Raw genomic sequence first — 23363 nt, 5'->3', positions numbered from 1 at the left:
AGGGCGCCGTCCGTTGTGCCCACCCTCCCCCAAGCTCTCGGCTTCGCTCGAGCAGGGGGGACCCCCATCGCCCCGGCGGAACGCATGCCCACAACAGGGGCGGGCCGCAGGCCCAGAACGCCGGGGCGCAGGCCCGCTCCCGCTGCCGGCCGCCCAAGGCCCCCGCACCGGCGCTTCCGGCACGGTTCACTTCCCGTTCACCCTCCCCCGTCGACCGCTTCACCTGTTCTGCCTAATTTCGGCCGTACACGGTGCAAGGAGCTCGGCACGCACCGACCAACCGACACACGCCGCCGTAGAACGGTCAGGACACTCACGGTCCGCGACAGGGCGGCTTCTGGAAGGAACACCCGAAAGTGAAGCTTTCGCGCAAGAACGGGCTTCGCGCCTCCGCGATCGGTGCCCTCGTCGTCTCCGGTGCGCTCGTCCTCTCGGCGTGTGGCTCGGACAACAACACGGAGACCCCGACGAAGGACGGCGGCACGAAGTCCTCCGCCGCCGCGTCGAACATCGCGTGCGACGGCGCCAAGGGCCAGCTCCTGGCCGCCGGCTCCAGCGCCCAGAAGAACGCGATGGACCTGTGGGTCAAGAACTTCCAGGCCGCGTGCTCCGGCGTCGAGGTCAACTACCAGGCCATCGGCTCCGGCGGCGGCATCACCAAGTTCAACCAGGGCCAGGTGACCTTCGCCGGCTCCGACTCCGCCCTGAAGGACGAAGAGGTCGCCGAGTCGCAGAAGATCTGCAAGGGCGGCAAGGGCGTCAACCTGCCCATGGTCGGCGGCCCGATCGCCATCGGCTATAAGCTGGACGGTGTGGACAACCTGGTCCTCGACGCGCCCACGCTGGCCAAGATCTTCGACACGAAGATCACCAAGTGGAACGACCCGGCCATCGTGAAGCTCAACCCGGGCGCCAAGCTCCCCGACACCACGATCCAGGCCTTCCACCGCTCCGACGAGTCGGGCACCACGCAGAACCTGGGCAAGTACCTCTCGGCCACCGCGAAGGCCGACTGGAAGTACGACCCGAAGACGAAGTCGTGGCCCGCCCCGGGCGGCCAGGCCGCCAACGGCTCCTCCGGTGTCGCCACCGCGGTCAAGGACGCCGAGGGCTCCATCGGCTACTTCGAGCTCTCCTACGCGACGGCGAACAAGATCTCCACGGTCAGCATCAACACCGGCGCCTCCGCCCCGGTCGCCGCCACCACGGAGAACGCCTCGAAGGCCATCGCCGCCGCCAAGGTCAAGGGCACCGGCAGCGACCTGGCCCTCTCGCTCGACTACACCACCAAGGCCGAGGGCGCCTACCCGCTGACCCTGGTCACGTACGAGATCGCCTGCGACAAGGGCAACAAGGCGGACACCCTGCCGACCCTGAAGGCGTTCCTCACCTACACCGCCAGCGAGGAGGGCCAGAAGGTCCTCTCCGACGCCGGCTACGCCCCGCTCCCGGCCGAGATCGCGGCCAAGGTCCGCGCGATCGTCCCCACCCTGTCCTGACCCCCGGCCGGGCCCGGCCCCTCACCTCCCGTGGAGGGGCCGGCCCCGGCATCCGGTGCACCGCCGCCAGGGACCCGTACAGCAGTACAGGTCCCGCAGACCGGAGAAGCAGAGATGGCTACCACCACACCTGACATACAGAGGAGCCGGCGCGCCAAGAGCGCGACCCGCCCCGGGGACCGCATCTTCAGCGGTCTGTCCCGCGGCTCCGGCATCACCCTCCTCGTGATCATGGCCGCGATCGCGGTCTTCCTGACCTACCGTGCCGTCCTCGCCATCTCGAAGGACAGCACCAACTTCTTCACCACCTTCGAGTGGAACCCGGCGAACAACCCGCCGGTCTTCGGCATCGCCGTCCTCGCCTTCGGCACCCTCGTCTCCTCGGTCATCGCGATGCTCATCGCCGTGCCCGTCGCGATCGGGATCGCCCTCTTCATCTCGCACTACGCCCCGCGCAGGCTGGCCAAGCCGCTCGCGTACGTCGTCGACCTGCTCGCCGCCGTGCCCAGCATCATCTACGGCCTCTGGGGCGCGATCTTCCTCGTCCCGTACCTGGACGGCCTCAACAAGTGGCTCGACCAGTACCTGGGCTGGACGTACATCTTCGACAAGTCCAGCGACGGCGTCGCCCGCAACCTCTTCACCGTGGGCATCCTGCTGGCGATCATGATCCTTCCGATCATCACCAACGTGACCCGCGAGGTCTTCCTCCAGGTCCCGAAGATGCACGAGGAAGCCGCCCTCGCCCTCGGCGCCACGCGCTGGGAGGTCATCCGCATGTCGGTGCTGCCCTTCGGCCGCTCCGGCATCATCTCCGCCTCCATGCTGGGCCTCGGCCGCGCACTCGGCGAGACGATGGCCGTCGCCGTCGTCCTCTCCCCCAGCTTCGTCCTCTCGGGCCACCTGCTCGACCCGGGCGGCGGCACCTTCGCGCAGAACATCGCCGCCAAGTTCAACGAGGCCAACGAGTTCGGCCGTGACGCCCTGATCGCCTCCGGTCTCGTCCTCTTCGTCATCACCCTGCTGGTCAACGGCGCCGCCCGCTGGATCATCGGCCGCCGCAAGGAGTACTCGGGGGCCGCGGCATGAGCCACGCCATACAGGAACGTCCGGTCGCGGCCGCCCCGCGCCGCCAGTCCCTCTCCCACGCCCGGCTCCCCCGCTGGACCCCGGCCGCCGTCGCCGCCGGCTCGATCGCCGCGGGCATCGGCATCGGCGTCGCCGCCGGCTGGCACAGCAAGGTCCAGTGGGGCCTGATCGCCGCGCTGCTCTTCGTCCTCGTCACCTTCGCCGTGACCACCAAGGTCGAAGGCCGCCGCCAGGCCAAGGACCGCGTCGCCACCAGCCTCGTCTGGGTCTGCTTCGTCCTCGCCGTCGTCCCGCTGCTCTCCCTCGCCTGGGTCACGATCAGCAAGGGCCTGGAAGCCCTCAGCCCGTACTTCCTGACCCACTCGATGAACGGCGTCCTCGACGCCGAGGAGGGCGGCGGCGTCTACCACGCGCTGCTCGGCACCATCGAGCAGGTCGGCATCGCGACGCTGATCGCCGCGCCCATCGGCCTGCTGACCGCCGTCTACCTCGTCGAGTACGGCGGCGGAAAGCTCGCCCACGCCGTCACCTTCTTCGTCGACGTCATGACGGGCATCCCGTCGATCGTCGCCGGCCTCTTCATCCTCGCCACCTGGAACCTGATGCTGGGCTTCGGCCCCTCCGGTTTCGCCGGCGCGATGGCCCTCGCCATCCTGATGATGCCGGTCGTGGTCCGCTCCACCGAGGAGATGCTCAAGCTCGTCCCGAACGAGCTCCGCGAGGCCTCCCTCGCCCTCGGCATCCCCAAGTGGCGCACCATCCTGAAGGTGGTCCTGCCCACCGCGATCGGCGGCATCACCACGGGCGTCATGCTCGCGGTCGCCCGCATCACCGGTGAGACGGCCCCGGTCCTGCTCCTCGTGTTCGGTACGAAGCTCATCAACCCGAACCCCTTCGAAGGCGCCCAGTCCTCCCTGCCGCTCTACGTGTACGAGCAGTACGCGGTCGGCACCGACGCCGCCGTGGCCCGCGCCTGGGCCGCCGCGCTCGTCCTGATCGCCTTCGTCATGATCCTCAACCTGGTGGCCCGCGGCATCGCCCGCTGGAAGGCCCCGAAGACCGGCCGCTGACCGCGGCACATTGGAAGTGATTCACATGGCCAAGCGAATCGACGTCAGCGGCCTCTCCGCCTACTACGGCGCCCACAAGGCGATCGACGACATCTCGATGACCGTCGAGCCCCGCTCCGTGACGGCCTTCATCGGCCCCTCCGGCTGCGGCAAGTCCACCTTCCTGCGCACCCTGAACCGCATGCACGAGGTCACCCCCGGGGGCCGCGTCGAGGGCAAGGTGATGCTGGACGACGAGAACCTGTACGGAGCGAACGTCGACCCGGTCGCCGTGCGCCGCACCGTCGGCATGGTCTTCCAGCGCCCGAACCCCTTCCCCACCATGTCGATCTTCGACAACGTGGCGGCGGGCCTGCGCCTCAACGGCAACTACAAGAAGTCCCAGCTGAACGACATCGTCGAGCGGTCCCTCAAGGGCGCCAACCTCTGGAACGAGGTCAAGGACCGCCTCAACAAGCCGGGCTCCGGCCTCTCCGGCGGCCAGCAGCAGCGTCTGTGCATCGCCCGCGCGATCGCCGTCGAGCCCGACGTCCTGCTGATGGACGAGCCCTGCTCCGCCCTCGACCCGATCTCCACCCTCGCCATCGAGGACCTGATCGGCGAGCTGAAGGAGCGCTTCACCATCGTCATCGTGACGCACAACATGCAGCAGGCCGCCCGCGTCTCGGACCGCACGGCCTTCTTCAACCTGGCGGCCGTCGGCCAGCCGGGCAAGCTGATCGAGCTGGACGACACCGAGCGCATCTTCTCCAACCCGAGCGTCCAGGCGACCGAGGACTACATCTCCGGCCGCTTCGGATAAAGAACGTCCTACGGTGCTGCATGGCGGTGCCACCGTAAGACGAAGGGCCCGGCTCCCCCACAGGGGAGCCGGGCCCAACCACTTTCCGTGCCGCTTCGGCGGGTTCTGCCGGACTATCGTCCGCCGCCCATCAGCCGAAGAGCAGCCTGATCACGTAATAGCTCAGCGCGGCGACGATTCCCGCCGCCGGCATCGTGATGCTGCATCCCCCGGGGGATAACCCCCGGACCCCCAGCAACACCGGTTACCGCCGCCCATCAGCCGAAGAGCAGCCTGATCACGTAATAGCCCAGCGCCGCGACGATTCCCGCCGCCGGCATCGTGATGCTGCATCCCCCGGGGGATAACCCCCGGACCCCCAGCAACACCGGTTGCCGCCGCCCATCAGCCGAAGAGCAGCCTGATCACGTAATAGCTCAGCGCGGCGACGATTCCGGCCGCCGGCATCGTGATGAACCAGCCCAGGACGATGTTCTTCGCGACACCCCAGCGGACCGCGTTGACCCGCTTCGTCGCGCCGACGCCCATGATCGCGGAGGTGATGACGTGCGTCGTCGAGATCGGGGCCTTGAAGACGAACGCCGTCAGGAACATGATCGACGCGCCGGTCGTCTCGGCCGCGAAGCCCTGCGGCGGGTCCAGCTCGATGATCTTGCGGCCGAGGGTCCGCATGATGCGCCAGCCGCCCGCGTACGTACCGAGCGAGAGCATCACGGCACAGGCGATCTTCACCCACACCGGGATCGGCGCGTCCGCGCTCTGCACATCGCCGATGACCAGGGCCATCACCACGATGCCCATCGTCTTCTGGGCGTCCTGGAGGCCGTGGCCCAGCGCCATGCCGGCCGCCGACACGGTCTGCGCGATACGGAAGCCGCGCTTGGCCTTGTGCGGGTTCGCCTTGCGGAACATCCACAGGATCGCGGTCATCACCAGGTAACCGGCGATGAGACCGACGACCGGCGAGAGGAACATCGGGATGACGACCTTCTCGAGGACGCCCGACCAGATGACCTGCGTGCCACCCGCGAGCGCCGCGCCCACCATGCCGCCGAAGAGCGCGTGCGAGGAGGACGAGGGAAGACCGAAGTACCAGGTGACCAGGTTCCAGACGATCGCGCCGAGTAGGGCGGCGAAGAGGATGCCCATCCCCGAGTTGCCCGTCGGCGTCTCGATCAGACCCTTGCTGACGGTGTGCGCGACGCCGCTGCCGAGGAAGGCACCGGCGAGGTTCATGACCGCCGCCATCGCGAGGGCCGCCCGGGGGGTCAGGGCCCGGGTCGACACCGAGGTGGCGATGGCGTTGGCGGAATCGTGGAAGCCGTTCGTATACGTGAAGCCGAGCGCGACACCGATGGTCACGATCAGAGCGAAGGTGTCCACGAAGCTCAGGACTCCTTGACCGCGATGGTCTCCACGGTGTTCGCCACGTGCTCGAAGGCGTCGGCAGCCTCTTCCAGCACATCCACGACCTGCTTGAGCTTCAGCACCTCGATGGCGTCGTACTTGCCGTTGAAGAGGTGGGCGAGCAGCTTGCGGTGGATCTGGTCCGCCTGGTTCTCGAGACGGTTGACCTCGATCCAGTACTCCGTGAGGTTGGACATCGTCCGCAGGTTCGGCATGGCCTCGGCGGTCAGCTCCGCGGCACGGGCCAGGACCTCGATCTGCTGCTCGACACCCTTGGGGAGCTCTTCGATGTTGTAGAGGACGACCAGGTCGACGGCCTCTTCCATGAAGTCCATGATGTCGTCGAGGGACGAAGCGAGGGAGTAGATGTCCTCGCGGTCGAACGGCGTGATGAAGGAGGAGTTCAGCTGGTGGAAGATCGCGTGGGTGGCGTCGTCACCGGCGTGCTCCGCTGCCCGCATCCGCTCCGCGATCTCGGCCCGGGCGGAAGGCTCCGCTCCGAGCAGTTCCATCAGGAGCTTGGAGCCCGTGACGATGTTGTCCGCGGACGCGGCGAACATGTCGTAGAAGCTCGTCTCCCTGGGGGTCAGACGAAATCGCACGTGAGGTCCTCGGGGTGCTGGGTTTCGGTCAGGCTGATGCTAGGCGCATCATCCGGCCACGGCTAACCGGCGTCTCTCAGTGTCGCCCATCAGGCACAGTGAACTGCAGCGGGCCCCCGCCCGGATCGGCGGGGATCGGTACCATATACCCACGAGGGGTATACACCCCCTTATTGGACAACGGGAGGACGCGATGACGACCACCGAGGCGGACCAGGTCACCCCCCAGGCCGCCGAGACCGTCGAGGCCGTCGACGCGGCCGACCACGGGCACGGCGTGCACGGCTACCACAAGCAGAAGGACGAGCACCTCAAGCGGCTCCGCCGGATCGAGGGCCAGATCCGGGGTCTGCAGCGGATGGTCGACGAGGACGTCTACTGCATCGACATACTCACGCAGGTCTCCGCCTCGACGAAGGCGCTCCAGTCCTTCGCACTCCAGCTCCTGGAGGAGCACCTGCGGCACTGCGTCGCGGACGCGGCGGCCACGGGCTCCGGCATCGACGAGAAGGTCGAGGAGGCCACGAAGGCCATCGCCCGCATGATGCGCACCTGACGGGTGGCCGTGCGGGGTCCTTCCCTGAGGGAGCCCCGCCGCCTCGGGCGCGACCTGTGCGGAGGCCTTCCATGAGGCGCCCCGCGCCGCCGCCCCAGGCGCGCCCTGTGCGGGTCCTTCCCTGAGGGAGCCCCGCCGCCTGAGGGGCCCCGCCGCCGCCTCAGGCGTCCTGTGCGGACGCGGCCCTTTCCGTCGCCACCCGCAGGACCTCGTCGATCCGGTCGGCGCTGAGGCGTTCCCCGTCCGCGGCCGAGGCCGCGATGATCAGTTCGCCGCAGAGTTCGATCTCGGCCAGGGCGACGCAGTCCGGGTCTGCGGGCACGGTTGCTGTACCGGGCGGGGCCACGCGCATCCACCTCTTCCTGCCGGCGTCGGTCTCCCAGCGGTCTCCCAGCGTAGGGACGGGGCCACGCACCGCGCATGACACGTCCGGACCATTTGCCGATGGTCCGCGAAGCCACCGGGCCGGGTCAGGCCTTGATCTTCCCGGCGTAGATGTCCCTGCGGTCCGGGAGCGTGACCTCGACGGGGACCCCGAAGCCGTACAGCAGGGTCGTCGAGGCGACCGCGACCGTCCGGCCCTGGTTGCTGAAGCTGAACTGGTGGCGCACCTTCCGCAGCCGCCCCTCCGCGTCGAGGTACGCGTCGAAGGGCACGGTGTCCTTGGCGAACCCTTTCGCCGCCGCGGCGAGCGCCCCGCGCAGCTGTGGCGAGGCGACCCGGGCGGCGTGCGCGATGTCGGCGACCCCCCGGTAGTGGCCGACTTTCACCCCTGCGAGGTCGACCTCCCCGAGGTACGTGACCTCACGGGCTCCCCGCAGCAGCTCGGCCGCCGCGGCCGGGTCGGTGGCGCCGCCGGTGACGAGGTTCCCGTCGTCGAGGGTGGTGGTGTCGACCCGTACCCACTTGTCGGCGGGGACACCCGCGCCCCGGTTCTTCATGTAGAGCGCGCCGGGCGTGAGGAGCTCGGTGATCGGCCGGTGCTCGCTCGCCCCGGCCGGGTCCTTCGGCAGCAGCACCTGCAGCCGCCCGGTGCGGCGCCGGAAGTCGTAGCCGCCCTCGCCCCGGATGGTGACCCGGGTCCCGCCGGTGGCCATCTCCATGGAGGTGCTCGCCTTGGACGTGCCGGCCTTCGCGAGGGCGTCGGCGGCGTTCCGTACGGCGAGGGCGGGGTCGGCCGTCTGCTTCGGGTCGTCGGGGGCGGCACACCCGGACAGCGCGGCCGTCCCGACGAGGGAGCCGACCAGGACGGCGGTGACGGTGACCGCCCCGCGCCCGAGACCGTGCGCACGCCCGTACCGCTGCACCACCATCGCCGCCAACCCCCAACGCCTCACCGCTGTTTGCCCGGGACCCGCCCTTCCCCGGGGCCCTCGGGCCCGGGGACACCCGATCCGCATAACGACGGTCCGGGCGTGCCGTCACGCGCAGTACGGTGGTGGGGTGCACGCGCAGGGTTCCTCCCACACCACGACGACGACTGAGCGCGGCTCGTTCGCGCTGGCACGGTGCAGTTGCGGCTGGACGGGCCCGGCCCGCAGATCCCGCGACAAGGCCCGCTCGGACGCGGCGGAACACCTCCGCGCAAGCGGCTCCTAGACGGGCCGGCTAGGCCGCGAGGTCGTTCCGTCCGGTGTTGGGCGCGGGGCCGCCGAGCCGGGGCTCGGGGATGCCGACGGTCTCGGGGCGGCGCGCCGCGTCGGCCCGGCGGGAGCGGACGAGCCGGGCGCCGCGGCCGGAGCGGGCGACGGCGGAGACGACGGGCGTGAGCAGGGCGAGCGCGACGGGGGCGAGGAGCAGCGCCACGGCGGTGCCGAGGGCGAAGCCGCCGATCACGTCGGTCGGGTAGTGGACGCCCATGTAGACCCGGGCGAAGCCCTCGGCGAGGGCGAGGGCGATGGCGGCGAGGCCGAACCTGCGGTGGGCGACGAAGAGGCCGACGCCGAGGGCCATCGCGAGGGTGGCGTGGTCGCTGACGAAGGAGAAGTCGGTCTTCCCGTCGACGAGTACTTCAAGACCCTGGTGGTCCTTGAAGGGTCTGGGTCGCTCCACGAACCCGCGAATGGGGATGTTGACCAGGAGGGCGATGCCGGCGGCCAGCGGGGCCCAGACGAGCCCGGCGACGGCCGAGACGGATTCGTTGAGCGTGCCGCGCCGGCGGACGCTCCACCAGCACCAGAGCACGACGAGGACCATCGCGAGCACGATCCCGTACTCGCCGACGAACTCCATGACGCGGTCGAACCACGGCGGAGCGGCCTTGGCCAGTCCGTTGATGTCGTAGAGCAGGCCGACATCGGGGTTCGAGCCGTCCGATGCGAGTCCAGCCATCTGCTGCGGCCCCTTGCTCTCGTGTCTGGTTTCCAACCCCCGTGGTCAGAGCGGTCGGATCAGGGAACGAACCGCCTGAGGCGCACGTTCCGCTCTCTCCGGTGGATCATGCCGACGTTATCGAAGAGTGACGGTTCACCGCAGCTCAGGGCCTGTGCATGACGGAGAGTTCCAGCCATGCCCGATAAGCCCCGAAGGCCCCCCGACCAGCCCCGGAAGCCCACCCGACGGTCCGTCTGCGACCCTCAGGACTGCGGCAGATGGGTGGGCAGCGCCGCCGCGCCCTCCTTGGTGACCCGGGTGGCACCGAAGTAGTCGGGGGTGTCGATCCGGTCGAAGCGGATCACCGCACCCGTGCGCGGAGCGTCGATCATGTAGCCGCCGCCGACGTAGATGCCGACGTGCCGGATGGCCCGCGAGTTCGTCAGGTCGTCCGAGAAGAACACGAGGTCGCCCGGGAGCAGCTCGGCCCGGCTGGGGTGCGGTCCGGCGTTGTACTGGTCGTTGGCGACGCGCGGCAGCTGCACGCCGACGCTCTCGTACGCGGCCTGGGTGAGCCCGGAGCAGTCGAACCGCCCGTTCTGCGCGGCCGTACCCGTACCGCCCCAGAGGTACGGGGTGCCCAGCTTCTGCTGGGCGTAGTGGATGGCGGCGGCGGCCTGCTGGGAGGGCGCGACGCGGCCCACCGGCCGGGCGAAGCTCTTCTCCAGGGACCGGATGATGCGGACGTAGTTCTGCGTCTCGCTGATGGGCGGCACGCCGCCGTGCTTGATCACCCGGTACGCGCCCGCGTTGTACGCGGCCAGCATGTTGCTCGCCGGGTCGCCGGGGACGTCCTTCACGTATCCGGCGAGTTCGCAGTCGTACGAGGCGGCCGACGGAATGGCGTCCTGCGGGTCCCAGATGTCCCGGTCGCCGTCCCCGTCGCCGTCGATGCCGTGCCCGGCCCAGGTGCCGGGGATGAACTGGGCGATGCCCCGCGCGTCGGCCGGGGAGATCGCCCGCGGGTTCCAGCCGCTCTCCTGGTAGAGCTGCGCGGCGAGCAGCGCCGGGTTGATGGCGGGGCAGAGATTCCCCCACCGCTGGACGAGCCCCTGGTAGAGCGCGGGAACGGCCCCCTTGGCGAGGGCGACGGTCCCGCCCTTGCCGCTGACACCGCCGGCGATCCCGGCGGCGGCGGAGTACGTGCCGATGACGAGCAGCGCGACGAAGCCGAGGCAGACCCCGAGCGCCCCACCACCCACCAGCCAAGCCTTACCGGCCCTACGCACCGTCAACCACCCCTCGGCTCATGGCAGTACGCCAGGGCCGCCAGTCTAGGTGGCGCCTGACGCCGCCCCAAGAGTGCAACAACGACAATCATTGCCCGGAGTCACTCTCCGTGATACACAGAGTGACCATACGCTTCTTCGCATGGAAACCGGCCATACCGTCGCAGGTCAAGACGGTCAGATCGGTCAAGTGTGCGGGGATCGGGTAAAGAGAGCCGCCAAGCCGTCACACGTGAGCGGTTTCATCAGCGAAGATAGGGCGATGACCCATGCCGTCCGGCAGGGGGAACCAAGTACCCAACAGGGGCGGTGAGTTACATGAACCTGGCGGCCGAAAAGGGCGACATCACCACCATCATCGGTGGAATCGCCCCGAACTGGGGACCTTTCGGGAGCCTGGGCAACGAAGCCAAGGTGATGATCGAGGTCGTGATGGCCGTGGCCATCCTGCTCTGCCTCGGCATCGCCATCTGGGGGGCGGCCAAGCAGCGCATCGGCGCGACCGCCCTCCGCGACACGTTCAGCGCGGAGCAGGGCAAGGGCCTGATCGTCGCCGGTCTGACCGGCGTCTTCATCATCGGATCGCTGGGGACGCTGTTCACCATCGTGTACGGGATGGCCGTCTGATCTCCCGTCGGACCCGACCCTCCTGAGAATGCGTTCCCTGATGCCCAGTCATGTTGAAGCACGGCCGTACCACCCGCGAACGAGTGAGGGGGCGTACCCGGCATGAGTCCCGGCGACGAGCACGACAGCTTCGGCGGCGTGGGCGGCTCGGGCCAGACCCGGACCCGCCTGCCCGAGGGCAACAGCGGCGACGTCTACGGCGGCGCCCGCCGCCCCGTCCGCAGCTCCCGATCCCTCATCACGGTCGTGGGCGTGGTGGTCCTCCTCGTCGCCGCGATCGCCTTCGCCAACCGCGGCGGCGGCGAACCGGCCGACGCGTCGGGCGCCCGCGCCGGCACCCCGGGGAAGACGGCCCCCACCTCCGCGACGGGCGTCCGCCCGGTCACCGGCAAGAACGGCCAGATCCCCACGGGCTACGCCCACGACGACCAGGGCGCACAGAGCGCGGCGACGAACTACGCGGTGGCGCTGGGGTCGGTCGAGATGTTCCAGGCCGGTACCCGGGAGCAGATCGTCCGCACCATCCACGCCCCGGCGATCGCCGACGACCTCGTGAAGCGGCTGGACGCCTCGTACTCGGCCGACTTCCTGGCGAGCATCGGGCTCGACGCGAACGGCGCCGCCCCGTCCGGCATGACCTTCGTGTCCCGCACCATCCCGGTCGGCGCCAAGGTCCGGGACTACACGGACACGTCCGCGACCGTCGAGGTCTGGTGCACCGGCCTGGTCGGCCTCGCGGGCCCGGGCTCGACCAAGCCCGTGACGTCCACCTGGTTCACCATCACGGAGAAGCTCACGTGGGTCGGGGGCGACTGGCGCGTGGAGTCCTCCACGCAGAACGAGGGCCCCACCCCGGTCAACGGGGACAACCGCGCCTCCATGGCCGACGAGATCGCCGCGGCCGTCGAGGGATACGGAGGGTTCACCTATGCCCGCTAGCCGAAGCCTGGCGGGTCGCGCGACGGCCACGCTCGCCGTCGCCTTCCTCAGCGCACCGCTCCTGCTCGCCTCGAGCGCGCAGGCGGCACCCACGCCGACCCCGTCGACGCCCACGCCGTCCCCGAGCAGCAGCGACAACCCCTGCGCCCTCATCGTGGGGCAGGCCCGCGAGTACTGCGAGAAGGGCCAGGCCGGCGGCGGAGCCGACAAGGCCCCCGTCGCCGACCCCACCGCCCTCGACCCCCTCTCCTCCCTCGCCCGGGGTTTCGCCGACGCCGCCATCAAGGTCATCGACGAGCTGTCCAAGGCGGTCAAGGCGACCGCCGACGTCGACTTCACCAACATGCAGTTCCTCGGCCGCTACGCCATCGTCTTCGCCGCCGCCACCTTCCTCACCCTCCTCCTCTGGCTCCTCGCCGTCGCCAAGCGGGCCATCCGCGGCGTGCCCCTCACCACGGCGCTCTCCGAGGCCATCGGCTTCCTCTGGCTGACGGTCCTCGCCTCCGCGTTCACGCCGCTGATCCTCTACACCGTCGTCAACGCCACCGACGCCATCACCGAGGTCATCGCCTCCGGCACCGGCCAGCAGACCGACATCTTCTTCGGCAGCTTCAAGCAGGCCCTCCAGAAGGGCGACAGCATCGGTGGCGGCCCCATCATGCTGATCATCGTGTCCCTGGTGACCGTCATCGCGGCCGGCGTGCTCTATCTGGAGCTCTTCCTCCGCGCCGTCCTGCTGTACGTCGGCGCCCTCCTCGGCGTCGTCGTCTACTCGGGTCTCGTCGACAAGAACATGTGGGGTCACGTCCGCCGCTGGGCCGGCATCATGATCGCGATCATCCTGGTCAAGCCGGTCATCGTGATCGTCCTCGGCCTGGCCGGCGCGCTCTCCTCCGGCACCGGCCCCGACGCGGTCTCCGCCGTCGTCTCCGGCCTGTCGATCATCCTGCTCGCCATCTTCGCCTCCGCGATGATCTACCGCTTCGTCCCCGGCTTCGGCGACGAGATCGTCGCCTCCCGCAACAACCGCCTCCACCGCGCCGGCGAGAACGCGGCCGCGGCCGTCATCTCCTCCCCGGCCTCCCTCGTCTCGCAGGGCATCAAGACCCACAGCACCCGCGACAGCGGCGGAGGCGGCTCCCAGGGCTCCGCCCCCCGCCCCGCCAACGCCGTGTCCGGCGGCATGGCCGCCCACAGCAGCCGCGGCGGAGGCGGTTCCACCGGCGGAACCGGCGGAACCGGCGGCTCGACTCCCCCGCCCCGTAGCAGCAGTCCCACCGCGGGTACCCCGCACAGCAACCGCAAGAACTCTGGAGGTGCAGGGCGTTGACGACCCAGTCCCAGCCGGTCGCGCCCCGCCGCACGTATCTCATCGGCCGCGCCCGGCCGAACGCGATCGTCGGCAAGAACCGCGAGACCGGCGAGATCGCCCTGATCATCGTCGGCGCCTTCCTCGGCATGATGAGCGGACTCCTCGTCCCCGCCCTCCCCCTGCGGATCGCGCTCCTCGCGGGCCTGCCCATGCTCGCGATCGCCGCCGTGTACCTCCCGTACAAGCACCGCACCTTCTACAAGTGGTTCGAGATCAACCGCAGCTACAAGCGGATGCTCAAGCGCGGCACCGCCTACCGTTCCGTCGCCGCCGAGGCCGGCACCCGCCTCGACGGCCGCGAGGTCGAGGTCGGCCCGCCCCCCGGCATCGGCCGCGTCGGCTGGCTCGCCGCCCCCTTCGGCCCGGACGAGATCGCCGTCCTCCTGCACGCCGACCGCCGCACCGTCACCGCCGCCATCGAGATCGAGGGCCCCGGCGTCGGCCTGCGCGACAGCGAGGACCAGGAGGCCCTCGTCGACCGCTTCGGCACCCTCCTCAAGCACGTCGCGAACGGCGACGGCTTCGTCACCCGCCTCCAGATGCTCGCCCGCACCCTCCCCGCCGACCCCGACGCGCACGCCAAGGACGTCGGCCAGCGCGGCGACCCGCACGCGCCCGCGTGGCTCCAGGAGTCGTACGACCAGCTCCAGTCGATGGTCTCCACCTCCAGCGAGCAGCACCGCGCCTATCTCGTCGCCTGCATGCACTACACCCGCGAGCTCGCCGCCGAGGCCAACGCCATGGCCCGCGCCGCCCGCCACGCCTCCGGCGCCCGCAAGCTCGACCGCGACGCCGGCCTCGCCGTCGTCATGGCCCGCGAGCTCACCGACATCTGCGCCCGCCTCGCCGAGGCCGACATCCGCGTGCGCCAGCCCCTCGGCCAGTCCCGGCTCGCGTCCCTCGTGCACTCCATGTACGACCCGGACCACCCCATCGACCACATCCAGGCCATGACGAAACGAAACGCTTGGCCCGCCGAACTCGACGCCATGGAGCCGACGTACCTCCAGGCGAAGACCCGCGAGTCCTCCACCCGCGCCCCCTGGTGCCACGCCACCGCCTGGGTGAAGGAGTGGCCGATGACCCCGGTCGGCGTCAACTTCCTCGCCCCGCTCCTCGTCCACACCCCCGACGTCATCCGTACGGTCGCCGTGACCATGGACCTGGAGCCCACCGAGGTCGCCATCGAGCGCATGCTCACCGAGAAGACCAACGACGAGGCCGAGGCCTCCCGCCAGGCCAAGATGAACCGCACGGTCGACCCCCGGGACATCGCCGCCCACGGCCGGCTCGACCAGCGGGGTGAAGATCTCGCCAGCGGCGCGGCAGGAGTGAACCTCGTCGGGTACATCACGGTGTCGTCGCGTTCGCCCGAGGCCCTCGCCCGGGACAAGCGCACGATCAGGGCCTCCGCCGGCAAGTCGTATCTGAAGCTGGAGTGGTGCGACCGCGAGCACCACCGGGCCTTTGTGAACACCCTGCCGTTCGCGACCGGCATCCGCCGCTAGGGCCGAAGGGGCACAGACCCATGCGAGATCCGCTGTCCGTCCTCACCGAAGCCTTCACCGCCTTCCTCTTCGGGAAGGTGGAGACGACCCGTCTGCCCGTCCGCACCTCCACCGGGCAGGCCCAGGCCGTCTACCTGCCGACCGCCGCGCCCGGCCTCGGCGACTCCGGCGTCATCATCGGCCGCGAGGTCTACAGCGGGAAGGGCTACATCTACGACCCCTTCCAGCTGTACGGTCAGCAGCTCCCCGCCCCGCACTGGCTGGTCCTGGGCGAGTCCGGCAACGGAAAGTCGGCGCTGGAGAAGACGTACGTGCTCCGCCAGCTCCGCTTCCGCGACCGGCAGGTCGTCGTCCTCGACGCGCAGGGCGAGGACGGCGTCGGCGAATGGAACCTCATCGCCCAGGAGCTGGGGATAACCCCCATCCGCCTGGACCCGATGGTCGCCAACGACGCCGGGATCCGCCTCAACCCCCTGGACCCGTCGATCACCACGACGGGCCAGCTGGCCCTCCTCCGCACCATCATCGAGGTGGCGATGGGCCACGGCCTCGACGAGCGCTCCGGCTTCGCGCTCAAGGTCGCCCACGCGTACGTCACCGAGCACACCACCGACCGGCAGCCGATCCTCACCGACATCGTCGAGCGCCTCCGCCACCCCGAGGCGGAGTCGGCGGAGGCGATGAACGTCGACATAGACGACGTACGGGCCTGGGGCCTGGACGTCGCCCTCGTCCTGGACCGCCTCGTCGACGGTGACCTGCGCGGCATGTTCGACGGCCCGACCACGGTCGGCATCGACCTCGACGCGCCGCTCATCGTCTTCGACCTGTCCCACATCGACCGCAACTCCATCGCCATGCCCATCCTCATGGCGATCGTCGGCGTCTGGCTGGAACACACCTGGATCCGCCCCGACCGGAAGAAGCGCATCTTCCTCGTCGAGGAGGCCTGGCACATCATCAACAGCCCGTTCGTCGCCCAGCTGTTCCAGCGGCTCCTGAAGTTCGGCCGCCGCCTCGGCCTGAGCTTCGTGGCAGTGGTCCACCACCTCTCGGACGTCGTCGACGGAGCGGCGGCAAAAGAAGCAGCGGCGATCCTCAAGATGGCCTCCACCCGGACCATCTACGCCCAGAAGGCCGACGAGGCACGCAACACGGGCCGGGTCCTCGGCCTGCCCCGCTGGGCGGTCGAGATCATCCCGACCCTCACCCCGGGCATCGCCGTCTGGGACGTCAACGGCAACGTGCAGGTGGTCAAACACCTCATCACCGAGAAGGAACGCCCCCTCGTCTACACCGACCGCGCCATGACCGAGTCCTCCGTCACGGACCCGGAGCTCGAGTGGGAGACGGAACAGCGGGCGATCCTCATCGAGCAGCAGATGAACGGCACTTCGCAGTCGACGGTGGCGTGACGTGGCCGAGCAGAAGAGGCAGGGCGGCATCTCCGACGGCTTCGTCGTCGGGCTGTTCGCCCTGATCCTCGGCCTCGCGTTCCTCGTCTGGACGGCGACCGGCCTGGCCGGACTCCTCGCGCACGGCGCCTGGCCGGCCGGTGTCGCCTTCACCCGGACCCCGATCGCCCTGCGCTCCCTCGCGATGGCCCCGACGGACCTCCCGTCGGCCTGGCCGGCCACCCCGCCGGGGGCGCTGTCGGGATACGGCCTCTTCTGGGGCCTGCTGATCGGCGAGGCGATGGTCCTCATGGTCCTCGCCGTCTTCGTCCTCGGCACGGTGACCCGCTGGCGCGCGGTCCGCGCGAACCGGAAGGCGGGGGCGTACGGCACGGCTCCGGTACGGGGAGACGCGGGCACACGGAAGAAGGCGGGCGTACGGGAGGACGCGGAGGCAAGGGAGGACGCGGGCGTACGGGAGGACACGGAGGCAAGGGAGGACGCGGGCGTACGGAAGGTCACGGGCGTACGGGAGGACGCGGAGGTACGGGAAGAGCCCACCGCTCCCCCGGCCCCGCGCCGCCCGGCGGAGCCGCACACACCGGCACCGGCCCCCGTCCCGGCCCCCACGGCGGAGGCACCTCCGGCCGCCCCCACCCCGATAACCACCCCGCGCACGCTCTACGGCCCCCCGGAGGCCCGCCGCCCGGCCGCCGTGCAGGCGGTCCTGGACGCGGAGGGCCCGGTCCTCGTCGTCACCTCCGACCCCGACGTCTGGTCCTCGACCAAGGACGCCCGCGGCAAACTCGGCCCGGTCCTGGTCCACGACCCCGGCCACCTCTGCGACACCCCCGCCCGGCTCCACTGGTCCCCCTCCGAGCACTGCGAGGACCCGGCGGTGGCGCAGGAGCGCGCGGTCGCCCTGCTCGCCCCCGTACGCCCGCACTCCCGCCTCGACGCTGCCACCGCCGACACCGCGGAGACGCTCCTGCGCTGCTGGCTGCACGCCGCCGCCGTCGACGGCCGCCCGTTCCGTCAGGTCCACCGCTGGGCACAGGGGGCGGGCGCCCACGAGCCCGTACGGATCCTCCGCAGCCACCCCAAAGCCGCGTCGGGCCTGGCCGGCCTCCTGGAGTCGGCGCTCACGGCGCACCCGGAAAGCCGCCGCCTCGCACAGGAACTGACGGCCCGTGCGCTCGCGGCCCTGTCGGCGATCCACATCAGGGAGACGTGCGTACCGAATCGAACTGATTCGCTGGCACTCGCATCTTTCCTCGACGAGCAGGGCACGCTCTACGTGGTGGGCGAGGCGATCGAGGATCCCCGCACCCACCCCGGCGCGATGCCGCTCCTGACGGCCCTCGCCGCAAGCGTGGTCGAGCACGGCCGCCGCATGGCCGCACGGTCATCCGACGGTCGGCTCGACCCACCACTGACCCTCGTCCTCGACGACGTCGCCGCGGTGGCCCCGCTCCCCCAGCTCCCGGACCTGCTCGCGACGGGCCACACCCACGGCCTGCCGACGCTGGCCCTGATGCGCTCGGAAGAACAGGCGAAGAGCCGCTGGCCCGACGCCGTGTGGCCCGTCGTCCCGCAGGGAGGAACCGGCGGGCCCTCGGGACGAAGCCCCGTGCGGGGCCTGGGCTCCCGCGCCTGACCCCGCACCCTACGAGGGCCGCACCAACTCGTACTCGAGCTCCAGCGCCCCTTCGTCCCCCGGCATCGCGACGGACTCCCCCGTCGCGACGAAGCCGAAGCGCCGGTAGAAGGCGGCGGCCCGCGCGTTCTCCTCGTGGACGTACAGCCGGACCCGCGCGATCGCCGGATCGGGCAGCGTCCAGGACCACTCCACGCCCGCCCGGAACAGCGCGTCGATCACACCGGTGCCGCGCGCCTCGGGGCGTACGTACACGCCGACGATGTGCGTCTGGTCGACCTTCGCCGCCTCGCCGAAGCGCACCTCGTCCGAGGGCCGCTCCACGAGCAGCGTGATCGTGCCCGCCCAGCTGCCGTCGGGGGCCTCGGCCACGAGCTGCCGCACCTTCCCCCCGCCGGTCTCGGACCCGCCCTCCGCCCGGTCCTGCCAGAACGCGTCGGGCCGCTCGACGGCGTCCTCGTACGTGTCGAGGAACGCCAGGTGCGCGACCGGGTCCTGGAGGGCCGCGAGCCGGATCTCGCGGGTCTTCTCCCACTCGTCGGCGCGGATGGTGCGTATCGAATAGTCCATGCCGCCGATCCTGACGAGCCCCGCACCCCCCTGACAAGGCCTTTTCCCCGAGACCATCGCCACCCCGTCGTACCCCGGTACTACCCCCGCCCCCGCACACCCGCCCCGGGTCCGACGCCCGGGCCCCGCCCGCTCCCTAGCGTCGAAGGCATGATCCGAGCAGAGAACCTCACCAAGCGGTACGGGGACACCACCGTCGTCCAGGACCTCAGCTTCACCGTCCGCCCGGGCACCGTCACCGGCTTCCTCGGCCCCAACGGCGCCGGCAAGTCCACCACCCTCCGCATGATCCTCGGCCTCGACGCCCCCACCCACGGCCACGCCACCGTCGACGGCCGCCCCTACGCCGAGCACCGCGCCCCGCTCACCCACGTCGGCGCCCTCCTGGAAGCCCGCTCGGTGCACCCGGGCCGCTCCGCCCACCACCACCTCATGGCCCTGGCCCACACGCACGGCATCCCCCGCGCGCGCGTGGAGCGGGTCCTCGCCCTCGCCGGCCTCACCCACGTCGCCCACAAGCGCGTCAAGGGCTTCTCCCTCGGCATGGGCCAGCGCCTCGGCATCGCCGCCGCGCTCCTCGGCGACCCGGCCACCGTCGTCCTCGACGAACCGGTCAACGGCCTCGACCCGGAGGGCGTCCTCTGGATCCGCACCCTCCTCAGGAACCTGGCGGCCGAGGGCCGCACCGTCCTCGTCTCCTCCCACCTGATGAGCGAGATGGCCCTCACCGCCGACCACCTGATCGTCATCGGCAAGGGCCGGCTCCTCGCGGACACCACGGTCGACGAGCTCGTACGGACCTCGGGCGGCGCGAGCGTCAAGGTCGTCACCCCGGAGGCCGACCGCCTCCGCACGCTCCTCCCGGGCGCCCGGATCACCGCGCAGGCCCCGGACACCCTCCTCGTCACCGGCCTGGAGGCCCCGGAGATCGGCCGCGCGGCCGCCGCGCACGCCGTCCCCCTCCATGAACTCACCCTCCAGGCTCCGTCCCTGGAGCAGGCGTTCATGGACCTCACCCGCGACTCCGTCGAATACCAGGGAGCCCCCGCATGACCACCGCCGCGATCACCCCGTCCCGCGTCCTCCGCTCGGAGTGGCACAAGCTGTGGACGGTCCGCTCCACCTGGATCACCGTCCTCACCTCCGCCGCGCTCCTCCTCGGCGTCGGCATCCTCATGGGCGCCACGTACACCTCCGGCGGCGGCGACTCGGACGTCGACACCGTCGTCCTCACCCTGTACGGCTCCCAGCTCGGCGGCATCGCCCTCGCCGTCCTCGGCATCCTGGTCACCGCCGGCGAGTACGCGACGGGCATGATCCGCGCCACCCTGACGGCCGTCCCCCGCCGCCTCCCGGTCCTGTGGGCGAAGGCGGCGGTCTACACGACCACGGTCTTCACGATCTCCCTGCTCACGGCCCTGCTGACCTTCCTCACCGCGCAGGTCTTCCTCTCCGACACCGACCAGGCCGCGTCCCTCACCGACGACGGCGTCCTCGCCGCCGTCGCGGGCAACGCCGCCGGCGTCACCCTCCTCGGCCTGATCGCCCTCGGCCTCGGCGCGGCCCTCCGCTCGGTGCCGGGCGCGATCGGCGCCTTCGTCGGCGGGGTCCTGATCGTCCCGGAGATCCTCGGGATGCTCCCGTACGAGGCGATGGACACGGTCGTCCGGTACTTCCCCACGCAGGCGGCCGGCGCCCTCGGCTCCGCGACCCCGCTGCCCGGCGCGGCCTCCCCCGGCGCGGCCCTGCTTGCCCTGCTCCTGTGGGCGGCAGCGGCACTCGCCGTCCCCGCCCTGCTGCTCAAGCGCCGCGACGTATAGGGATGATGACGGAGTGACGACGGAGACGACGACAGGCCCGAGCCGGTACGCCCGACAGCTCATGGCCCGGGTCCGGGCCTTCGACGCGGCCCGCCCCTGGGTCTGGGACGCCGCGCTCACCACCCTGTGGACGGTCGCGGCGCTCGTGGACGCGGCCGGCGGCTGGCGGAACACCGCCCGGGACCCGTCCGTCCCCGTCCGGCTCGTGGTCACCCTGACCCTGGCGCTCTCCGTCCCCCTCTACTGGCGCCGCCGCCACCCCATGGCGGCACTGGCGGTGATGGCGGGCGCGGCCCTCGTCAGCGACGCCTCGGGGGCCTTCCTCCAGGCCTCGTACCTCCAGATGCTCCCGGTCTACCACCTGGCCCTCAGCCGCCCGCCGCGCGCGCTCCTGTGGTCCCTGGCCCTGATCGCCCCGCCCCTGGTGACCGGCGCCCTCCGCTTCCAGTCGGAGTCCTGGGACCAACGCGTGGTCCCCACCCTGTGGGCGTACGCACTGGTCGCCCTCCTCGGCATCGCGGTCCGCTCCCGCAGGGACGACCGCGCCCACGAGGTCCGCCTCGCCGCCACCGCCGAACGCGCCCGGATCGCCCGGGAGATGCACGACATCATCGGCCACAACCTGTCCGTCATCACCGGCCTGGCGGACGGCGGCCGGTACGCGGCGGCGAAGAACCCGGAGCGCGCCGCCCAGGCCCTCGACGCCATCGGTACGACGAGCCGCCAGGCCCTCGCCGAACTCCGCCGCCTCCTGAGCGTCCTGCACGAGGACGAGGAGACGGCGGACCGCGCGCCCCAGCCGACCCTGACGGACCTGGCCCCCCTCATCGAGGGCGTACGCGGAGCAGGTCTACCGGTCGAGGCCGACCTGCCCACCACGAACCCCGCCCTCTCGGCGGGCGCCCAACTGACGGTCTACCGAGTCCTCCAGGAGGCCCTGACGAACACCCTGAAGCACGCGGGCGCCGGCGCGGAGGCGACGGTCCGCCTCTCGTACGGCGCCGAGGCGGTGGAACTGGTCGTCACCGACACGGGCACGGCGTCGCCGGTCCCCGGCCGGGGCCACGGTCTCACCGGAATGCGCGAGCGTGCGGCCCGCTACGACGGCACACTCGAAAGCGGCCCACTGCCTGGCGGCGACGGCTGGCGCGTACGGCTCCGACTCCCCCTGGAGGACTCCCCCTCGTGACGACCGTTCTCATCGCGGACGACCAGCCGATGCAGCGCTTCGGCTTCCGCATGCTGCTGGAGAGCCAGGACGACATGACGGTCGTCGGCGAGGCGTCGAACGGCACCGAGGCCATCCGCCTGGTCGACCGGCACCACCCCGACGTCGTCCTGATGGACATCCGGATGCCCGGCCTGGACGGCATCGAGGCCACGCGCCGCATCGTCGCGGCGGGCGCCCGCACCCGGATCCTGATCGTCACGACCTTCGACCTCGACGAGTACGCGTACGAGGGCCTGCGCGCCGGCGCGAGCGGCTTCCTGGTGAAGGACGCCCAGCCGGAGGAACTCCTCGCGGGCATCCGCGCGGTGGCCGCCGGGGACGCGGTCGTCGCCCCGACCCTGACCCGCCGCCTCCTGGACGCGTACATCCACCACCTCCCCCCGACGACCAACCGGCCCCCGGAGCACGACCCCCGCCTGGCTCCGCTCACGGACCGGGAACGCGAGATCCTCACGGTCATCGGCAAGGGCTGGAGCAACACGGAGATCGCGGAACGCCTCCACCTGGCGGAATCCACGGTCAAAACCCACGTGGGCCGCATCCTCGCCAAGACAGGCACCCGGGACCGGGTCCAGGCAGTGATCCTGGCCTACGACACCCACCTGGTCACGCCCGCCTGAGTCCCGGTTGTCCGCTACTGGACGTCGAACCAGTACCCATGCCCGAGTTCGACGGGGCAGGCGAAGATCCGCAGGTCGCCCCAGCGTCCGACGGTGATGCCGGTGGTGTCGTCGCTGGCCACGGTGAAGAGCAGCGGCATCACGCTGTCGCAGGTACGACACCGGACCTCGTACGGGTCGGTGATGCCCCACGAGGGCCAGCCGCCGAACTTGCACCCGCCGACGCGCGTGATGACGTCCTCGCCCGCTCCACCGGTCTCGCCGACCAACCGCTCGACGCCGGCGCCGAGTTCCTCGGGAAGCTCGAACACCGAGGGGAAATCGATGAGGTGAACGGCCGTCAGCGTGCACGCCCGCGGCGAGAACCCATAGTCCTCATCCTCTTGGCGAACGGGCGGCGGCGGCGCATCGAGTACGTCGCCGACATCGCCGGCCAGCCGCCAGCGGACCTCGACCACCGGTGCGACGTCCTCGTGCGGCACCGGCGGATCGATGTGCACGTTGGGGCACCACACGAGTTGGAGAAGGTCCGCACCCGCCGACCACCAAGGCCCCGGAGCGTCCTTCTTGAACACCTGGAGGACGGGAACCATGGCGGAAGACGCGGGCTCGGAATCCCCGGCCTGCATCGCCTGCTCGTCCGGAAGGCAACAGTGCGGCCACGGCTCGTCCGCCGGCCAGAGCAGCGGACCACCGATCGAGCTCTCGTACACCGTGGGCTCACCGCGCTCGGGCACGAGGACGACCGCGGGACGCGCATAGGGAGCAAGACCGGGAACCGCGGCGACTATCTCCTCCGCCGAGGGCCTGTCGGAGTAGGGAAACATGCCGAGATCCTAGACATGGGTGTCCGACCCGTAAACGCAGAAAAGCCCCGCACCATAAGGTGCGGGGCTTTCCCACAATGATTGTTCGGCGGCGTCCTACTCTCCCACAGGGTCCCCCCTGCAGTACCATCGGCGCTGAAAGGCTTAGCTTCCGGGTTCGGAATGTAACCG

23 protein-coding genes and 1 rRNA gene are annotated in these 23363 nt (G+C 70.8%); 15 read left to right on the top strand and 9 right to left on the bottom strand.

Features of this window, described 5'->3' with window-relative positions:
• The first annotated feature begins 356 nt into the window (after positions 1–356).
• From pstS to pstB, 4 genes are all read left to right on the top strand, one after another.
• Complete coding sequence (pstS, locus tag ABT041_RS38160; protein WP_351193549.1) at positions 357–1499, top strand: phosphate ABC transporter substrate-binding protein PstS; 1143 nt, start codon at positions 357–359, stop codon at positions 1497–1499.
• A gap of 114 nt (positions 1500–1613) precedes the next feature.
• Positions 1614–2588 carry a phosphate ABC transporter permease subunit PstC gene (gene pstC, locus ABT041_RS38155; RefSeq protein WP_351193546.1) on the top strand — a complete coding sequence of 325 codons (975 nt, stop codon included), beginning with the start codon at positions 1614–1616 and terminating at the stop codon, positions 2586–2588.
• On the top strand, positions 2585–3658 hold the full coding sequence (gene pstA / locus ABT041_RS38150; protein ID WP_351193544.1) for a phosphate ABC transporter permease PstA: 1074 nt from the start codon (positions 2585–2587) through the stop codon (positions 3656–3658). Before pstC ends, pstA begins: the two co-directional genes overlap by 4 nt.
• Before the next feature lie 25 nt (positions 3659–3683).
• A complete protein-coding gene (gene pstB / locus ABT041_RS38145; RefSeq protein WP_351193541.1) occupies positions 3684–4460 on the top strand; it encodes a phosphate ABC transporter ATP-binding protein PstB in 777 nt (258 codons plus the stop codon).
• 384 nt (positions 4461–4844) lie between these two features.
• Here pstB and ABT041_RS38140 read toward each other — a convergent pair whose 3' ends face one another.
• Positions 4845–5843 (bottom strand): inorganic phosphate transporter, encoded by a 999-nt coding sequence (locus tag ABT041_RS38140; RefSeq protein ID WP_351193538.1) that lies wholly within the window; start codon positions 5841–5843, stop codon positions 4845–4847.
• 5 nt (positions 5844–5848) lie between these two features.
• The gene (locus ABT041_RS38135; RefSeq protein ID WP_041130381.1) at positions 5849–6469 is read right to left on the bottom strand and encodes a DUF47 domain-containing protein; all 621 of its coding nucleotides are present in this window, start codon (positions 6467–6469) and stop codon (positions 5849–5851) included.
• A 193-nt stretch (positions 6470–6662) separates the two neighbouring features.
• Between ABT041_RS38135 and ABT041_RS38130 the strand changes: the two genes are divergently transcribed.
• Complete coding sequence (locus ABT041_RS38130; protein WP_351193534.1) at positions 6663–7025, top strand: metal-sensitive transcriptional regulator; 363 nt, start codon at positions 6663–6665, stop codon at positions 7023–7025.
• Between the two features lie 160 nt (positions 7026–7185).
• Here ABT041_RS38130 and ABT041_RS38125 read toward each other — a convergent pair whose 3' ends face one another.
• The 4 genes from ABT041_RS38125 to ABT041_RS38110 form a co-directional block, all read right to left on the bottom strand.
• Complete coding sequence (locus ABT041_RS38125) at positions 7186–7377, bottom strand: hypothetical protein (RefSeq protein ID WP_351193531.1); 192 nt, start codon at positions 7375–7377, stop codon at positions 7186–7188.
• A gap of 118 nt (positions 7378–7495) precedes the next feature.
• Entirely contained in the window at positions 7496–8338 is an 843-nt protein-coding gene (locus ABT041_RS38120; RefSeq protein ID WP_351193528.1) for an SCO4651 family lipoprotein, read from the bottom strand.
• Between the two features lie 295 nt (positions 8339–8633).
• Complete coding sequence (locus tag ABT041_RS38115) at positions 8634–9356, bottom strand: phosphatase PAP2 family protein (RefSeq protein WP_351193526.1); 723 nt, start codon at positions 9354–9356, stop codon at positions 8634–8636.
• A gap of 245 nt (positions 9357–9601) precedes the next feature.
• A complete protein-coding gene (locus ABT041_RS38110; RefSeq protein WP_351193557.1) occupies positions 9602–10603 on the bottom strand; it encodes a C40 family peptidase in 1002 nt (333 codons plus the stop codon).
• A 342-nt stretch (positions 10604–10945) separates the two neighbouring features.
• On the opposite strand from ABT041_RS38110, the gene ABT041_RS38105 reads away from it, so the two are divergent.
• The 6 genes from ABT041_RS38105 to ABT041_RS38080 all read left to right on the top strand — a co-directional run bounded on the left by ABT041_RS38105 (position 10946) and on the right by ABT041_RS38080 (position 18124).
• The gene (locus ABT041_RS38105) at positions 10946–11254 is read left to right on the top strand and encodes a DUF8827 family protein (protein ID WP_351193554.1); all 309 of its coding nucleotides are present in this window, start codon (positions 10946–10948) and stop codon (positions 11252–11254) included.
• 102 nt (positions 11255–11356) lie between these two features.
• On the top strand, positions 11357–12193 hold the full coding sequence (locus tag ABT041_RS38100) for a DUF8175 domain-containg protein (RefSeq protein ID WP_351193524.1): 837 nt from the start codon (positions 11357–11359) through the stop codon (positions 12191–12193).
• Positions 12183–13523 (top strand): hypothetical protein, encoded by a 1341-nt coding sequence (locus ABT041_RS38095; protein WP_351193521.1) that lies wholly within the window; start codon positions 12183–12185, stop codon positions 13521–13523. Before ABT041_RS38100 ends, ABT041_RS38095 begins: the two co-directional genes overlap by 11 nt.
• Positions 13520–15073 carry an SCO6880 family protein gene (locus tag ABT041_RS38090; protein WP_351193518.1) on the top strand — a complete coding sequence of 518 codons (1554 nt, stop codon included), beginning with the start codon at positions 13520–13522 and terminating at the stop codon, positions 15071–15073. The genes ABT041_RS38095 and ABT041_RS38090 overlap by 4 nt, the downstream gene beginning before the upstream one ends.
• Before the next feature lie 20 nt (positions 15074–15093).
• Positions 15094–16488, top strand: coding sequence for an ATP-binding protein (locus ABT041_RS38085; protein ID WP_351193516.1), 1395 nt, complete (start codon positions 15094–15096; stop codon positions 16486–16488).
• 1 nt (position 16489) lies between these two features.
• The gene (locus tag ABT041_RS38080; protein ID WP_351193514.1) at positions 16490–18124 is read left to right on the top strand and encodes a type IV secretory system conjugative DNA transfer family protein; all 1635 of its coding nucleotides are present in this window, start codon (positions 16490–16492) and stop codon (positions 18122–18124) included.
• Between the two features lie 9 nt (positions 18125–18133).
• On the opposite strand, the gene ABT041_RS38075 is transcribed toward ABT041_RS38080, so the two are convergent.
• Entirely contained in the window at positions 18134–18694 is a 561-nt protein-coding gene (locus ABT041_RS38075; RefSeq protein ID WP_351193511.1) for a GNAT family N-acetyltransferase, read from the bottom strand.
• A gap of 150 nt (positions 18695–18844) precedes the next feature.
• Between ABT041_RS38075 and ABT041_RS38070 the strand changes: the two genes are divergently transcribed.
• The 4 genes from ABT041_RS38070 to ABT041_RS38055 are packed head-to-tail and all read left to right on the top strand — an operon-like array spanning position 18845 to position 22365.
• Positions 18845–19747: an ABC transporter ATP-binding protein gene (locus ABT041_RS38070; protein ID WP_351193509.1), complete on the top strand. Its 903-nt coding sequence runs from the start codon at positions 18845–18847 to the stop codon at positions 19745–19747.
• Positions 19744–20514 carry an ABC transporter permease gene (locus ABT041_RS38065; protein WP_351193506.1) on the top strand — a complete coding sequence of 257 codons (771 nt, stop codon included), beginning with the start codon at positions 19744–19746 and terminating at the stop codon, positions 20512–20514. The genes ABT041_RS38070 and ABT041_RS38065 overlap by 4 nt, the downstream gene beginning before the upstream one ends.
• 13 nt (positions 20515–20527) lie before the next feature.
• Positions 20528–21703 carry a sensor histidine kinase gene (locus ABT041_RS38060; RefSeq protein WP_502976708.1) on the top strand — a complete coding sequence of 392 codons (1176 nt, stop codon included), beginning with the start codon at positions 20528–20530 and terminating at the stop codon, positions 21701–21703.
• A complete protein-coding gene (locus ABT041_RS38055; protein ID WP_351193504.1) occupies positions 21700–22365 on the top strand; it encodes a response regulator in 666 nt (221 codons plus the stop codon). The genes ABT041_RS38060 and ABT041_RS38055 overlap by 4 nt, the downstream gene beginning before the upstream one ends.
• Before the next feature lie 14 nt (positions 22366–22379).
• Here ABT041_RS38055 and ABT041_RS38050 read toward each other — a convergent pair whose 3' ends face one another.
• Both ABT041_RS38050 and rrf read right to left on the bottom strand, forming a co-directional pair.
• Entirely contained in the window at positions 22380–23102 is a 723-nt protein-coding gene (locus tag ABT041_RS38050; protein WP_351193502.1) for a hypothetical protein, read from the bottom strand.
• 173 nt (positions 23103–23275) lie between these two features.
• Positions 23276–23363, bottom strand: a 5S ribosomal RNA gene (gene rrf, locus ABT041_RS38045); the annotation flags it as partial.

The organism is Streptomyces sp. NPDC002825 (genome assembly GCF_040295385.1).
Taxonomy (GTDB): Bacteria; Actinomycetota; Actinomycetes; order Streptomycetales; family Streptomycetaceae; genus Streptomyces.
The sequence above is the reverse complement of the archived record's forward strand: the minus strand, read 5'-3'. Positions and strand labels throughout refer to the sequence as shown.

Coding starts and splice junctions, on each gene's coding strand:
- pstC (WP_351193546.1), top strand. CDS start 1,614: ATGGCTACCACCACACCTGACATACAGAGGAGCCGGCGCGCCAAGAGC.
- pstA (WP_351193544.1), top strand. CDS start 2,585: ATGAGCCACGCCATACAGGAACGTCCGGTCGCGGCCGCCCCGCGCCGC.
- pstB (WP_351193541.1), top strand. CDS start 3,684: ATGGCCAAGCGAATCGACGTCAGCGGCCTCTCCGCCTACTACGGCGCC.
- ABT041_RS38130 (WP_351193534.1), top strand. CDS start 6,663: ATGACGACCACCGAGGCGGACCAGGTCACCCCCCAGGCCGCCGAGACC.
- ABT041_RS38125 (WP_351193531.1), bottom strand. CDS start 7,377: ATGCGCGTGGCCCCGCCCGGTACAGCAACCGTGCCCGCAGACCCGGAC.
- ABT041_RS38120 (WP_351193528.1), bottom strand. CDS start 8,338: ATGGTGGTGCAGCGGTACGGGCGTGCGCACGGTCTCGGGCGCGGGGCG.
- ABT041_RS38115 (WP_351193526.1), bottom strand. CDS start 9,356: ATGGCTGGACTCGCATCGGACGGCTCGAACCCCGATGTCGGCCTGCTC.
- ABT041_RS38105 (WP_351193554.1), top strand. CDS start 10,946: ATGAACCTGGCGGCCGAAAAGGGCGACATCACCACCATCATCGGTGGA.
- ABT041_RS38100 (WP_351193524.1), top strand. CDS start 11,357: ATGAGTCCCGGCGACGAGCACGACAGCTTCGGCGGCGTGGGCGGCTCG.
- ABT041_RS38095 (WP_351193521.1), top strand. CDS start 12,183: ATGCCCGCTAGCCGAAGCCTGGCGGGTCGCGCGACGGCCACGCTCGCC.
- ABT041_RS38085 (WP_351193516.1), top strand. CDS start 15,094: ATGCGAGATCCGCTGTCCGTCCTCACCGAAGCCTTCACCGCCTTCCTC.
- ABT041_RS38075 (WP_351193511.1), bottom strand. CDS start 18,694: ATGGACTATTCGATACGCACCATCCGCGCCGACGAGTGGGAGAAGACC.
- ABT041_RS38070 (WP_351193509.1), top strand. CDS start 18,845: ATGATCCGAGCAGAGAACCTCACCAAGCGGTACGGGGACACCACCGTC.
- ABT041_RS38065 (WP_351193506.1), top strand. CDS start 19,744: ATGACCACCGCCGCGATCACCCCGTCCCGCGTCCTCCGCTCGGAGTGG.